The sequence below is a fragment of the Balneolaceae bacterium genome, assembly GCA_034521495.1.
Taxonomy (GTDB): Bacteria; Bacteroidota; Rhodothermia; order Balneolales; family Balneolaceae; genus Rhodohalobacter.
On sequence record JAXHMK010000014.1, the window covers coordinates 23807 to 38521 of the forward strand.

The window sequence follows — 14715 nt, forward strand, 5'->3', positions numbered from 1 at the left end:
TCAAAAGCTTTTTATGCCGAAAAGTGAATCATCTTCCCTTCATCTTTATAACAGCTTATCCAGAAAAAAAGAGCTCTTTGAGCCAATCAATCCGCCGTTTGTAGGCTTGTATGTTTGTGGCCCCACTGTTTACGGAGATCCACACTTAGGCCATGCACGATCTGCAATTACGTTTGACGTTATTTACAGGTATCTGAAATATCTTGGCTACAAGGTTCGGTTTGTCCGTAACATTACAGACGTGGGACATCTTGAACATGAAGAGGAGGAAAGTGGCGAAGATAAAATTTTGAAAAAGGCCCGGATTGAACAGGTAGAGCCTATGGAGATTGTCCAGAGATATACCATCAGTTATCACAAGGGGATGGATGCTCTGAACTGTTTACGCCCAAGTATTGAACCGACTGCTACGGGACATATAATTGAACAAATTGATCTTGTGAAGAAAATTCTTGAAAATGGCTTTGCTTACGAAGTAAATGGAAACGTTTATTTCGACCTGGAAAAATATCGGCAGAGTAACTCATATGGAGAACTCTCCGGAAAAGTTTTGGAAGATCTGCAGGCCGGAAGTCGTGATACAGAGGGGTTAGAGGAGAAGAAGAGCCCTTATGATTTTGCACTTTGGAAAAAAGCTTCATCAAATCACATAATGCGGTGGGATTCGCCCTGGGGTGAAGGATTTCCCGGATGGCACATGGAGTGTACAACCATGAGTACAAAATATCTTGGTAACGAGTTTGATATTCACGGTGGGGGACTGGACTTGCAGTTTCCCCATCATGAAGCAGAGATTGCACAGAGTAAAAGTGCCCATGGTAACGATCCGGTGAAATATTGGGTCCACAATAATATGATTACTATTGATGGTGCCAAGATGAGTAAATCGGCTGGCAATTTTATTAATCTTGAGCAGTTGTTTACGGGCGATCATGAGAAATTGGAAAAGGCGTTTAATCCCATGGCGGTTCGCTTCCTGATGCTTCAGTCTCACTACAGAAGCAAAATTGATTTTTCAAATGAAGCACTTATAGCGGCAGAAAAAGGGCTTAACAAGCTGATAACCGCCGTTGATCTTCTTGATGAAATTAATCTTCCCGATGAGAGCCCGGAGAAAGATGCCCCGGAGGATTGGGAGATATTAGATGCCTGTGATCGATGCCATGATACCATGAACGACGATTTTAATACGGCACAGGTATTAGCTGCACTTTTCGACCTTTCATCAAAAATAAATGCCCTACATAATAAGCAGTTGGATGCGAAGAAGGTGTCGAAGGAGGCATTTGAGAGGATGAAAGAAACGATGCATGATTTTGTATTCGAAATTCTTGGACTTCAATCCGTTTCGGAATCGGAAAATAGTAAAACTGAAGAGTTGGTTGAACTGCTGATTGAGATTCGGGCTGATGCTCGTGAGAAAAAAGATTTTGCCACATCTGATAAAATCAGAGATGATCTGCAAGAGATTGGCATACGTCTGAAAGACGAGAAAGATGGAAAAACCACTTTTGAAATCGACGGCTGAATGGACCGGTAGAATTACTGCAAAGGTTCTTATTCTGCTGGTTAAATTTTATCAGCTTGCCATCTCTCCATATCTTGGTTCAAATTGCCGCCATGCGCCAACATGTTCAAACTATATGGTTGAAGCGATCCGTGAGTGGGGGGCAGTGAAAGGATTATGGCTGGGTATTAAACGAATTTTAAAATGTCATCCATGGGGAACTTCGGGCGTTGATCCGGTTCCAAAACGTGATAAGAAAAAATGATATCTCCAATAATTTTTGTAGTGGATGCGACACAATTTTTACAATTTTATATAAACTAACTTATGGCTAATCGTAGAAACGATAATCGAAAAAAGAGAAGAAAACAGCGGCCCGGTAGTAAATCCGGACGAGTGAAGAGATCTTCATCATCCCCAAAAGAATCGAATACTGCTTCTCAGAAAAAATATTTAAGGGATAAGATACGCCTCAACAAATATATTGCTCATGCCGGATTTTGTTCACGGCGGGAAGCTGATGACTATATATCTGCCGGAAAGGTGAAAGTAAACGGAAAAATAACAACCGAATTGGGAACCAAGGTCAAAAAGAATGATATGGTTCAGGTTGAAAATCAAACTCTATCACTGGAACCGTTTACCTATATCCTGTTGAACAAAGGAAAGGATACGATAAGTACTACAGACGATGAGAAAGACCGTAACACGGTTTTGGATGCTGTTGAAAACGCCACAGGGCACAGAGTCTATCCTGTGGGGCGTTTGGATCGAAACACGATGGGCTTATTGATTTTGACCAACGACGGGGATCTTGCCCACAGACTGATGCACCCAAGTTATCGGGTTAAAAAAACGTATGAAGTAACAACCGACCGGCAACTTGCTGATGCCGAGCTGAGAGAGTTACTGAACGGTATAGAACTTGAAGATGGTCCTGCACAACCCGCACAAGTTCAGCAGGTTGTGAATGTGCCCAATACTATTCGAATAGCCGTTTTTGAAGGCCGAAATCATCTGATTCGGCGTATGATATCCTATTTTGGGGCGGAGGTTACAAAGCTCAAACGGATTCGGTATGCGGGTTTAACAGATAAAAATATTCGTGTAGGGCGCTGGCGATTCTTGAAGCAAAAAGAGATTAACGATCTCCGCAGACTTGTAAAACTGGATACTCTTGAATTCAATAAAAATGAATAATGAAGTACACTACGATATCAAAAAAAGAGGGAATTGTTTTATCCACAGAAGGACTGCCCATACATTACGATCTGTTGATTCCCGGTGTTGATTCCGGTTCAGCCCTTCCGGTTATCTTATTTGTTCATGGTTTTAAGGGATTTAAGGATTGGGGCGCATTTCCCGATCTCTATGAAGAACTTGCCCGGGCTGGATTTGCGGTCGTAGCATTCAATTTATCTCTGAATGGAGTTGGTACAAGTATGAGCGATTTTGACGAACCGGAGCTCTTTCGGCGTGAAACGTTCAGCCAGGATTTAGCCGATATCGGTACTGTGATTGAAGCGATCAAGAACAGAGAGATTAAAAGTGAAAAAGCGATGTTAGACACCGACCGAATTGGAATTCTGGGGCATTCCAGGGGTGGCCATACAGCCGTAGTAGCTGCTGCAGAATATTCCGAAATACAATGTCTTGTAACCTGGTCGGCCGTTGCGGATTATAACAGGCGATGGTCGGATAAGATGATTAATGACTGGAAGACCCAAGGTTACACCGAGATTACGAATTCACGAACAGGACAAACGCTGCCTCTTGATAAAATTGTGTATGATGATGCGTTGGAAAATGCGGATCGAGTGATTGCCATCAATCGTGTAAAGGAGTTGCACATTCCCTCGATGTTTATTGCGGGCAAGGCCGATGAGACGGTACCGGTTAGTGAATCAGAGAAATTATTCAGAGCCTGCTCTGCTTCAGAGAAAGAAATTCGGCTGATCGAGAACGCCGGACATACCTTTGAGATTTCTCATCCGTTTACAAAAGAAGATTATCCGCCGGAATTCAGTGAAGCTTTGGATTTAACGGAGGGCTGGTTTCTTGATTACTTAAGATAAAGGTTTATGATCTATCCAAAGGCCGTTCAGCAGAACGCAAATCAAATAAATTTCAAGAGAGTTAGATGGCGTGAAGGTTCCAGATGGCGCGAGCGTCTCGCTCGTGCCTTGTATTATTTAGAGGAAGCACAAGCGAGACGATTGCGTCATCTGATTTACAAATTTTTCAAGAGAACACTTTCCTTTTTATTGTTGACGGGATTTTTAGTGGTTTCCGTCAAACCGTCATTTGCACAGACACCTGTTCTGATTAAAGATGCTTTTTTTGAGATTGATGCAAAAAAAGCGATTGATTCGCTCTATAATCGAAATACAGAGGCAGCGGACGAGATTCTGGATCCCTGGAGAGAGAAGCATCCCAATCATCCGATCTGGCTTTTATGGGATGGCATGGAGGTTTGGTGGAACGTTCTGGAAGATCTGAATGATCAATCACTGGATCGGGAGTTTATTGCCAGGATGCAGCAGGCCGATTATGAAGCAGGAAAGATTTTACGATCACAGCCGGGGCATCCCGATGCACTGATTATTCGGGCTGTTGCGAACGGTTATATTGCACGATTGCACGCAAATCGAGAGGACTGGCTGACAAGCGTACAAGTTGGCCGGAACGCGTACCAGGCTCATCAACAACTGTTACAGGTAGCACCGGAACTGCCCGACAATTTTTTTGCCGAGGGTATGAAACTCTATTATGCTGCATATATTCCGGAACAGTACCCGGTGGTAAGGGCGGTATCGTGGTTCTTTCCTGAAGGTAACCGGGAAGAAGGAATTGAAAAACTTCGTTATGCGGCAAAGAATGCGGTATTTGCCCGCCCTGAATCGAAATATTTTTTAGCGAATATTTTGCATCACTATGAGAATAAATACGAAGAGGCCAGGGAGATATTTGCTGAACTGATCAGCGCCTATCCTGATAATGGATACTACCGGCGCGAGTATTTGCAAACACTTTCACAGCTCGACCAATATGAAGAAATTCTGGCTTTTACGGGAGAAACACTGGATTACTGGCAATCTAAAAAAGAGAAGATTGACCCCGTGTTGGAAGCCGACGTCAGATTTTGGATGGGCCGAGCGTATTACTACAAAGGAGATTTTTCAGCGGCAATACCACATCTAACCAAATCTGTACAGATTGGAAAAAACCTTGTGAATAACAAAGAGAGAGAGATTTATGTATTGGCGGCCTATTTTTCGGGAAGAGCAAACGATCTTCTTGGTGAAAAGAGGGAAGCAAAAAAATACTACGAAATAGCGGCTGATCAGAGAACGTTGCCCGAAGCGAGAAGCCGATCACGCGAGCAGTTAAAGAATCTGTAATTGTTTAAAGTTCAAAAGATTTTCTAACGATTTTATTTGTCTTTTTTGAACCCGGAATGTAGGTTTTTTCAGCAAATTGGACACGATTATTCTTATCCACTATGACTATTGTTGATGATCGAGTACCATATTTATCTGTTTCAATAAATACAGATGAAACGGCTTTTTCTTTATCCTTTGGGAGGCCGGTATCCGGTAATGTTTCAATCGGGTATCGCTGATCATTCATCAATAGCTTAAAAAGCTTATCTTCATCCGGCTCACCTTCTCGTAAAATTTTTTCAAGAGCCCGGGAAGATTCCTCGGTTTTTGGCCAGGACGTATTCAAAAAGGCATTACTGAGGGCATGATTCCCCGGTTGAACCTTGAAGATTCCCTCTTTCCTGTTAGACATATAAAAAAGATTATCGAATGTGCCTGCAATCAGGTTAAAACCATTAAATTTATCACCAACCCGTTGCAATTCCGCAAGATATTCCCGAGGCTTGCCTTTATACAGAAGAAAATCTTTAACTATGATACCTCTGCTTGTTGTATCTTCTTTGATGTCATCCATTTGCCTGTAATTTGTCAGAGCAGCAAAGCGACCATTTTCGGAAATTCCAAGCCACGTGCCGCCTGCTTTTTGGTCTTTCCCGGCAAGAATTTTTGGGGTGGTCTGCCAAACATGGGCAGCTTTTGTAGGACGACTGTATGATTCATCCCGGTTGGCAGCGAAAACAAATGGATAATCGGTATACTGTTTATATGAAAATACGAGGAGGCACATATTTTTAGCTTCGTTTAGCAAACAAAAATTTGAAACAATATAATTTTATTTTCGCTGTAAAATTAAATATCTAATACCTGGTAATCTAAAACTGTTAAACCCTCAATTTTGAAACCCGGAAGCGATACTGCAAAGCAAGATTTACTGTTGATGGTAGCCGGATTGGTAGCTCTGCTACTCTTCTTTTGGCTTTATTCAGATTTTCATCCGTTACCGGTCGCTGATATCAGTTTAGGTGAATCTACAGCTAATAAGCAGGCTTCTGAATTTGCAAGAGAGTTTGGATTTAATTTTGAGACAGAACCGGTTACATACTTTCAAACAGATACACAGCTTCTCGACTCTTTACAAAAACAGACGAAGTTTAAGGAATTTTATTCAAACTCTTCCAATAGCAGGCTTTTCCCGGCATTTTACTGGCAAACAAATATTAAAATGGGCAGTGGGGATGAAGCAGACGAAGCGTTTTTTGATCAGGAGATGGCAGAGACCATAGAGATCAGGCTTTCAGAAGGGGGGAGGTTGATAGGGGTATTTAATGAAGACAACCTCCTGCCACAATCAATCTTCAGACCAGATGTGCTTCATTATGGAATGCAGACTGATTCGCTTCAGCTCTCCTCAATTTCGAATGACAGTTTGATAGCTGAATCGCTGGAGTTTAGATTTAATAATAACACAAATCAAGCTGCCGGTACGGGTCGTATTGATCAAAACGAGGTTAACTATTTAGGGACCCCAATAGCACAAAGAATGGCCGAATACTACCTGGCAAAATCGGGATGGCCGGAACAGGATTTTACTATTACATCTGTCGAACGGGTATCCATTGGAGATTCTGAAGGAGCTCTTGTAAGATTTGAAAACTCCATTTCTGACATTCGCACAGATGTTCAGGTGGAGGTACGAATTTTACCTGCCGGCAGCCTTGTTTCGATGGATTATACACATCCAAGCGCCGATGAGGGAGACGATCTTTTTACCACCATTAAAACAGGAATTCGTACTATTGTACTTTTGGTAGGTGCGTTTTGGATTATTGTTCTGCTTTTTATCCGCTTTAGACTGCGTCTGGTTGATATTAAAGCCGCAACACTTGTGGCAGTTTTAGCCGGCATGATATTTCCTCTCGTCCTGACTCTTGAAAGCGTTTACTCGCACTTAAATTCGTTCGGGGTGATTGATACACAGTTTGTATTTATGCAGCTTATTGTGATTGGCTTTTCTGCTGCTTTTGCAACCCTTGGGTTCTTTGTAGTAACCGCTATTTCCGATTCCATAACACGGCAATCCTGGTCTGAAAAGCTCCGTACGGTCGATGTTCTTCGTGTAGGGTATTTCAACAACATTCCGGTGGGGCTGGCGATCATCCGGGGAATCTCATTTGGGTTTTTCCTTGCTCTTGGCTGGTGTTTAATATTGATGCTGATACCCAATTCATTCATCACCCTTGAGGCTGGTTTCGAAGCAGATAACACTTTTTTTCCTTACCTGACCGAAATTTTGGGCAATTTTGTATTCTATCTTCTCATTGCTCAGGTAGTTTTCCTGATATTTACCGGATTACTGAGATCCCGCTATAAATCTTCAGTGGCAGCAGTTCTCGTCCCTGCTTTTCTATTTATAGTTGTCTATCCCTTTCCATTTGAGGTGGGATCGTTCACAACCGAGTTGACTGTTGCTGGTATTATTGGACTTAGCCTGGGTATTATCTATATCAGGGAAGATTTTCTTACTACGTTTATCGCTATGTTTGTATTTGTATCAATGCTTTCAACTGCAAATGGATGGCTGATAGAAAACTCGCCGGATGCCAGTATTTTCTACTCATTTCTCTCTTTGTTGGTTGTAGGATTTATCGCCGGCGGGTATAATATCTACCGGGGGAGTTCGGTCAGGGAGCTTCCCAAATTTGTACCTGAATATATTGAAGAACTTGCCCAGGAAGACAGGATACGGCAGGAACTTAAAATTGCCAGAAACGTTCAGCAGTCTTTCTTGCCCATTGAAACACCAGCTGTGGAGGGCTACGATATTACCGCACTCTGTAAACCGGCATACGAAACGGGTGGAGACTACTACGATTTTATACCGCTTAAAAACGACAAATTAGCAATAACGATTGGTGATGTGAGCGGAAAAGGTATCCAGGCTGCGTTTTTCATGACATTTACAAAAGGCGTACTCCACGCCCTTTGCAGCGATTACCGGTCCACAATCGATATCCTTACAAAAACAAATAACATGTTTCGGAACAATGCCAATCGCGGAACATTCATATCTATGATATTTGGGATTTTGGATATTCAAAAGAATCAGTTTCAGTTTTCCAGGGCAGGTCACAATCCGCTGCTGTTTTATAAAAAAAGTGAAAATAAATTGTATGAATTTCAGCCGGAGGGTCTTGCCATTGGCATGACCGGTGAAGAGATATTCAGGAAAAATATCTCCGAAGAGATTATCAACCTGGAAAAAGGTGATATTTTGATTTTGTTTACGGACGGAATCGTTGAGTCGATTAGTAAAACCAATAAATTGTATGGAGATCAACGGCTGCAGAACCTGGTAAAACGAAACTACCGGTTGTCTTCAAAACAGCTACTCAAAAAACTGGAAGAAGATCTTGAAAAATTTGGCGAGAAATCTGCACAACACGACGATTTAACGATGATCGTTATCAAAAAGAAATAAGAAAGTCGTAAATCTTCATTATTTTTGAGATATGAAACAGCTTACAACATACATCTCTTTCATCTTGTTATTGTTGCTGCCCGTAGTTACTTCAGCACAATCTGAAACGATAGAGCCTATCTCATTGCAGCAGGCGCTGGATCAAGCCCCAAAGGAAGGGAAAAAGATTCTTGTTGATGTATTTGCTACCTGGTGTCCCTATTGTCAGCGAATGCACTCAGAGGTCTATCCGTCTGAAGGTGTTCAAAATGCAATTTCCGATTACTACCTTTGGGTACAGATTGATATAGAATCGGATGCAAAGGTAAATTATCACGGCGAAGAGATGACCCAGGCAGAATTTGCAAGCGCTCTGGAAAATCAAAATGTTCCCACTGCATACTTTCTGAACTCCGAAGGGGCTATTCTTGGTAAACAACCCGGTTTCCTGGAACAAGAAATGTTTGTAAATCTTCTGAATTTTGTGGGAAGTGATGCTTACCTGGAACAATCGTTCCAAGATTTTATGGGTGAATAACAGGGGAAGAATTCAGAATAGAAAAAATACAGGCAGACACTAATCTAATTTTTTTGATATGTCCCGGAGCCAATCCGTTGAAGATTACCTGAAAACCATTTACAAACTTGAGAGTGAAACACCTCCCGATAAAGGTGTATCCACATCTCGTCTTGCAGAAAAAATGGGCGTAGCGAATGCTTCTGTAACAAATATGTTGAAACGCCTCTCTGAGATGAAGATGGTTAAATATGAATCGTATTATGGTTCACGGCTAACCGAAACCGGATTGAAGATTGCATTAGAAATTATTCGACACCACCGGTTGCTGGAGCTTTACCTGAAGGAGATTCTGGGCTATTCCTGGGATGAAGTTCACGATGAGGCCGAACAGCTTGAACATCATATATCGGAACAGTTTGAAGATAAGATTGCTGAGTTGTTAAACCATCCCACGGAAGACCCGCATGGCGACCCGATCCCCACGAAAGATGGTAAGATGCCAAAAATTACACTAAAGGCACTTCACTCTGTACCACTTGAAACACCCTATATAGTTCGGAGGGTAAAAAACCAAAACCCGGATCTGCTTCGATACCTTGAAAAACAGGGACTTATTCCCGGTGTAAAAGTTGAGGTATTGTCCAAAGAACCATTTGACGGGCCTGTTAAGGTTAAAGTCGAAAATCAAACGATTACAATCGCTAATAATATTGCCGAAGATATTTTTGTCGTAAAGCAAGACGTAATCTAATAGTACAGTCTTTAAAGTAAGTATAGTCAATCAGGTAGCCACAAAAATACGAAGTCAAAAATTTTGTGTTTTTATGGCCTCTTTTCAAGTTGACTATTAAAGTGATTTATTACCCCTGACATTATATAAACGCCTTTACAGGTTGAACTCTGAAAGCTATATCCGTTTATATTTGCTGAGGTGCCTTTGAGGCTGTCCAAAAAGGATGTGAGAGAGATCAATATTCTTATTTTTGTCATACCGGACCCCGATCCGGTATCTCCAAACACAGATAAAGAGTGGAGATTCTGTCCCAAGGACTCCTTTGGAGGATCGAGCCTGCCCCGGGAATGCGGGGTTCAGAATGACATCCTTTTTGGACAGGCTCGACATGATAGAAGAAAAAAAGCTCATCAAAGTTTTGTCTTATGCTTTAATGGTTACAATCTTAACCGGTAAACTCGTTATAGTAATTTACCGGTTACTATACTAATGAGCGTGATCCATTGGGTTTGGATAGTTAAACTCATAATACAGTTCCCTCTTTAGCTTTTCGTTTGATACAATTCTATATCCTGTATTATTGTCCTTTTTAAAGGTGGGAGGCGGCAGGTCAAAATGTTTTGCCGCGCATTGGTAGAACTCCTTCCGGGGCGGATGCCCGTCGGATACTACATTGTAAATTTCGTTTCTTTTCTTCTGGTTGATCACCTCTGTTATGATATTCACACAATCCAGTTGATGGACAAGATTTACGGGCCTTGCTCCCTCATCAAGATCTTTTTTTCCGCTTAAATATTTTACCGGATGCCGCTCATATCCGTAAAGCCCGCCAAACCGGAGGATTGTATAATCGATATCTGAATTTTTAATGAGTTCCTCACCCTTTAAAATAGCCTCACCGCTTGCCCGTGCTGCCTTTCCTTTTTCAGCTTCTTCCTCCCGGGTTAGTCCGCCATATTTAGGGTACACAGAAGTTGAGCTTGCAAAAATGATCCAGGAGATGTGATGCTCCTTGGCTTTGGCAAGCACTTTTTTAACATTTGCCGGAAACTCATCTTTAACGTTGGGATTTCTGCGGCCGGGCGGAATATTCAAAAACAGAATATCGCAATCCCAAAAATCTTTGATTTTTTCATCCGAAACTGAATCCGGAAGTTCCAGCAGATATGCATCGATTCCACTCTGTTGTAAAACGTTTAGTTTTTTCTCTGTGGTTGTTGAACCTTTAATGATATGGCCAGAAGAGAGCAACCGTTCAGCAAGGGGGAAACCCAGCCAGCCACATCCTAAAACCGAAATGATCATAAATAATTTCTTTTTTAATCCGGAATGAAAGTAAGAACAACTCACACCAAAATAAAAGCGGTTTTCAGAATCTTTCGTATAAATTTTCTTCGTGTTACTACATAGATTTTCAGTAGTTTTAAACTGACCCTATGGAGTTACTTGGGATGGCGCGAGCGTCTCACTCGTGACTCTTTCCGACATTTGTAATCAATATGTAAAGCACAAGCGGGAGGCTTGTGCTATCTGGATAGTGCGTGAATTGACTGAATGGCAATAATGTTAACTGGATATTGCGAGTATCCCACTCTTGACCCTATTTGACATTTGTAATCAATGTATGGAGCACAAGCGGGACGCTTGCGCTATTTAGAGATAATCCAATCCCGGGGCAAAAGCTTTGCGGAGGGTGAATCAAATAAATAATTTTAACATGGCAGAGAATAAAATAGCAATTGTTGGTACCGGGATAACCGGTTTAACTGCAGCCTGGGCACTTAAGAGGAAGGGGCAGCAAGTTGACTTGTTTGAACAACATGGATATGCCGGGGGTTCTATAAAAACGATTCGTGAAGATAACTGGCTTCTTGAGTACGGGCCAAATACGTTACTTCTAAAAGATCAAAAAGTAGCGGATTTTTTAAAAGATCTTGGATTGTGGGAGGAGAGAGTCATCGCTAATCCGGAAAGTTCGAAACGGTTTATTGTTAAGAACGGGCAACTTGTAAAGTTACCTTCCTCCTTGGTTGAGGCTGTTTCGACTCCTCTTTTTTCGCCGGGGGGAAAGTTAGCTGTCCTGAAAGATCTCTTTATCTCAAAAACTGATAATCGGGATGAAACAGTAGCTCAATTTGTTGAGCGAAGAATTGGGAAAGAGATGCTGGATTATGCTTTAAATCCATTTATTGCAGGGATTTATGCAAACAAACCCGAAAAACTTTCTCTGCGTCATACGTTTCCTAAAATGCACGATCTGGAACAGGAGTATGGCTCATTAATATGGGGAACTATTGCCGGGCGTAAGAAGAGAAAATCTGACGGCCGTATTGATCGGGAACTGATTTCATTTGAGAATGGTCTCCACCAGATTATCGAACGAATGACGGAGCAACTTGATGAGATCTACTTCAATCATCAGATTAAAAAGGTTCAGAAACTGGAGGATGGATGGTACTTAAAAAGTAAATTTGGTGATAAGGGTCCGTATAAAAAGGTAGTGGTAAATGTACCGCTGTATAAATGGAATAAAGATCTTTTACCGATTCAGCCCGAAGAATTGGAGGAAATTCAAACGGTACAATACCCACCCTTGTCCGTTTTTCACCTGGGGTTTAAAAAAGACGAAGTTCGGCATCCTCTGGATGGATTTGGGTTCCTGGTTCCGGAAAAAGAGGACAGGAATATTCTCGGTGCGTTATTCTCATCAACATTATTTTCGGGAAGAGCACCAGCTGATTCGCACTTATTAACTGTGTTTGTTGGAGGCGGACGAGATCCTGAATTAGCAAAAAAAGAGAGTCAATCTCTCCTGCATATTGTTCTGGATGAGCTTCGGGATCTGATAGGAGTCCGAAACGAACCTGTATTTAAAGAGCATGTATTTTGGCCAAACTCAATTCCCGGATATCATGTGGGATATGACCAGGTCTTGAATGTCTTTGAGACGATTGAAAAAAGAAATTCGCACTTACACCTGGCAGGGAATTTCAGGAATGGTGTTTCGGTGCCGGATTGCATTAAACAGGGCCTGAGTCTTGCTGAGGAGATTGGTGGTTAATCCAATTCCGGTTTTGAAGAGAAAGCCTCCAGAACAAGTTGCAATAAGTTTTTACCAAGAAAGGTAAGGCGTTCCTGCCGGCTTAAAGAGAGAAATTTCAGCAACAACCGAAGATCTTTCATTAACGGAGGCGGATCGGTGACAAGTGTTTCATTTTCAATCACAAAATCCCAGTCGATTGGGTTTATAAACTCTACCCCGCGCTTTTCCATCGACATTTTATAGATATTGGCAATCAGCCCGTACCCGATTGTAGAAGGATGGAGTCCATCGAGACTAAAAATTCCACCCCGGTCTATCTTGCCTGTTTCTTCATCCAGCCGAAGGTAATCTGTTGAGATACGTATATTTTCGTAATCCTCTACGAGGTAACTTGTTTTCTCATTTTTTTGAAGAGCCCTCACAAATTCCGGTGGAAAGGGACTTACATTATCTTTTCCGAGACGCCTGCGAGCGGCAGCACGAACATATTTGTGAACCGGGACAACGCAAAATTCATACTCATCAGCCAATTTGTGAATAATGGCGTTATACTGGTCCACAACTATATCCAGTTCAATGGCGTCATCCTTGGTTAGATGCGGATGTTTGTCAGGGTCGAAATCTTCATCCCAGATCCAAAATCGCGAGTAATAATCAAAATATCCGGTTCTTGGTTTCTCTTTATCTTCGTTCACTCCCCGAATAGCCGGAGGGATGGTTACATAGGGTATGGTGGGAACAAATACATTTTTAACATTCAGTCTTGCAACATTTTCATAAAGCGACTTTAGTTCTGTTTTAAAATGTTCCGGCCGGAAAACGGTACAGTTTCGGTCGGCATAACGGGCATTTAGGTCAGACTCTTCAGAATATTTGATATCCAGGTTGGTTACCGCTCCCACTACATTATTATGCCCAATGCAAACAATTAGGTTTTCAATGCCGCCATCCTCGCTCAAGAGTGAAACGTTATCCAGCATGGTGTTGCTTTCAAACTTTTGGTTGAAGGAGGGATTTAAGACCATCCGTGCTGTGATATACATGGCATGATCCGGCAGCACATTAAAAACAGAGTATTCAGGTTTATTATCGGTGATGTAATTGCGGCAGTACTCTTCATCCATCAGCATACAATCACTGATGGTAAATCCCCAAATGGCCTGGTTATGATAAGGTGTGTCCTGTTCAACTTTCAAAGATTTCAGATGTCCTTCCCAGTAAGTTTTTATCCGGCGCAGTGTTCGGTAAATTTCAGATCCGGCCCCGAATGAGTTTCCCAGCGTAATGCCGTCTTCATATTTTTCGGCGAGTCCGCGAATCAATATCTCAATATTGATGGGGATGCCGGCCTGTGCCGAGAAAGACGGGAGATCAAATTCTGTTGATGGTTGTAGAGATCGCGCAAGAATAGCCGGAAAACTCAAATCCGTTCTATAGATTCCGCCGTTTTTAAATCCTTGTGCCATACTATCGCCCATGGCAACAAGTTTATGTTTGTATGATGTTCTGCTCCGAAACAAGTGATGAAATTCTTATTTTAAGTTTTAACGCAAATGGATCATCAGATGAGTATAACTGGCTAAAAAATTAATGACAACCTTAATCACTTTCCCGGTGACTAACACTTTTTAAGCTTAATATTTTCTGATAAGCATAAATGAATAAGAATATGGCTTCAAATACAAACTCTTTGCACGAATTTAGAAAAAACAGAGAGGTGATGAATGAAAAAATTCTGGATCTGGATCATTTAGGGATCAAGAGATTTTTTAATATCGATCATAACACATACCAGGATGGAGCTCTTCCGGCTCAGACCAAAGAATTGCTTGGTTTGGTGGCCTCAACTGTTTTGAGATGTAACGATTGTATCGACTATCACCTGGAGCAATGCGCCCAAACCGGTTCAACCAAAGAGCAGATTATTGATGCGCTGAATGTTGCCTTAGTAGTGGGAGGGAGTATTGTCATTCCGCACCTTCGCCACTCCGTATCAACAATAGAAGCTCTTGAGGAGGAGGGAGTTCTTTGAGGTTGTTTAAGGTCCTCCTTTTTTGTTTGATAATGCCGCT

13 protein-coding genes are annotated in these 14715 nt (G+C 41.8%); 10 read left to right on the top strand and 3 right to left on the bottom strand.

Annotation, left to right across the window (positions count from 1 at the left end):
- Window positions 1-13: 13 nt before the first annotated feature.
- The 5 genes from cysS (at window position 14) to U5K72_14145 (ending at window position 4908) form a co-directional block, all read left to right on the top strand.
- Window positions 14-1528 (top strand): cysteine--tRNA ligase, encoded by a 1515-nt coding sequence (gene cysS / locus U5K72_14125; protein ID MDZ7719949.1) that lies wholly within the window; start codon window positions 14-16, stop codon window positions 1526-1528.
- A gap of 13 nt (window positions 1529-1541) precedes the next feature.
- Window positions 1542-1772 carry a membrane protein insertion efficiency factor YidD gene (gene yidD / locus U5K72_14130; GenBank protein ID MDZ7719950.1) on the top strand — a complete coding sequence of 77 codons (231 nt, stop codon included), beginning with the start codon at window positions 1542-1544 and terminating at the stop codon, window positions 1770-1772.
- 62 nt (window positions 1773-1834) lie between these two features.
- Window positions 1835-2707, top strand: a complete 873-nt coding sequence (locus tag U5K72_14135) for a pseudouridine synthase (GenBank protein MDZ7719951.1) — start codon at window positions 1835-1837, stop codon at window positions 2705-2707.
- Window positions 2707-3582: an alpha/beta fold hydrolase gene (locus U5K72_14140; protein MDZ7719952.1), complete on the top strand. Its 876-nt coding sequence runs from the start codon at window positions 2707-2709 to the stop codon at window positions 3580-3582. The genes U5K72_14135 and U5K72_14140 overlap by 1 nt, the downstream gene beginning before the upstream one ends.
- Before the next feature lie 6 nt (window positions 3583-3588).
- A complete protein-coding gene (locus U5K72_14145; protein ID MDZ7719953.1) occupies window positions 3589-4908 on the top strand; it encodes a hypothetical protein in 1320 nt (439 codons plus the stop codon).
- A 4-nt stretch (window positions 4909-4912) separates the two neighbouring features.
- Here the strand turns inward: U5K72_14145 and U5K72_14150 are convergent, their stop codons facing one another.
- Window positions 4913-5677, bottom strand: a complete 765-nt coding sequence (locus tag U5K72_14150; protein MDZ7719954.1) for an NRDE family protein — start codon at window positions 5675-5677, stop codon at window positions 4913-4915.
- A 108-nt stretch (window positions 5678-5785) separates the two neighbouring features.
- Here U5K72_14150 and U5K72_14155 point away from each other — a divergent pair, with 108 nt between their 5' ends.
- The 3 genes from U5K72_14155 to U5K72_14165 are packed head-to-tail and all read left to right on the top strand — an operon-like array spanning window position 5786 to window position 9618.
- Complete coding sequence (locus U5K72_14155) at window positions 5786-8368, top strand: SpoIIE family protein phosphatase (protein ID MDZ7719955.1); 2583 nt, start codon at window positions 5786-5788, stop codon at window positions 8366-8368.
- A 31-nt stretch (window positions 8369-8399) separates the two neighbouring features.
- A complete protein-coding gene (locus tag U5K72_14160; GenBank protein MDZ7719956.1) occupies window positions 8400-8885 on the top strand; it encodes a thioredoxin family protein in 486 nt (161 codons plus the stop codon).
- A gap of 58 nt (window positions 8886-8943) precedes the next feature.
- Window positions 8944-9618, top strand: coding sequence for a metal-dependent transcriptional regulator (locus U5K72_14165; GenBank protein ID MDZ7719957.1), 675 nt, complete (start codon window positions 8944-8946; stop codon window positions 9616-9618).
- Between the two features lie 468 nt (window positions 9619-10086).
- On the opposite strand, the gene U5K72_14170 is transcribed toward U5K72_14165, so the two are convergent.
- Complete coding sequence (locus U5K72_14170; GenBank protein MDZ7719958.1) at window positions 10087-10905, bottom strand: NAD(P)H-binding protein; 819 nt, start codon at window positions 10903-10905, stop codon at window positions 10087-10089.
- Between the two features lie 412 nt (window positions 10906-11317).
- Between U5K72_14170 and hemG the strand changes: the two genes are divergently transcribed.
- Window positions 11318-12661 carry a protoporphyrinogen oxidase gene (hemG, locus tag U5K72_14175; GenBank protein MDZ7719959.1) on the top strand — a complete coding sequence of 448 codons (1344 nt, stop codon included), beginning with the start codon at window positions 11318-11320 and terminating at the stop codon, window positions 12659-12661.
- Here the strand turns inward: hemG and U5K72_14180 are convergent.
- Complete coding sequence (locus U5K72_14180; protein ID MDZ7719960.1) at window positions 12658-14121, bottom strand: hypothetical protein; 1464 nt, start codon at window positions 14119-14121, stop codon at window positions 12658-12660. The two genes, hemG and U5K72_14180, sit on opposite strands and share 4 nt — an antisense overlap.
- A 191-nt stretch (window positions 14122-14312) precedes the next feature.
- On the opposite strand from U5K72_14180, the gene U5K72_14185 reads away from it, so the two are divergent.
- The gene (locus U5K72_14185) at window positions 14313-14675 is read left to right on the top strand and encodes a carboxymuconolactone decarboxylase family protein (protein ID MDZ7719961.1); all 363 of its coding nucleotides are present in this window, start codon (window positions 14313-14315) and stop codon (window positions 14673-14675) included.
- The last annotated feature ends 40 nt before the right edge of the window (window positions 14676-14715 follow it).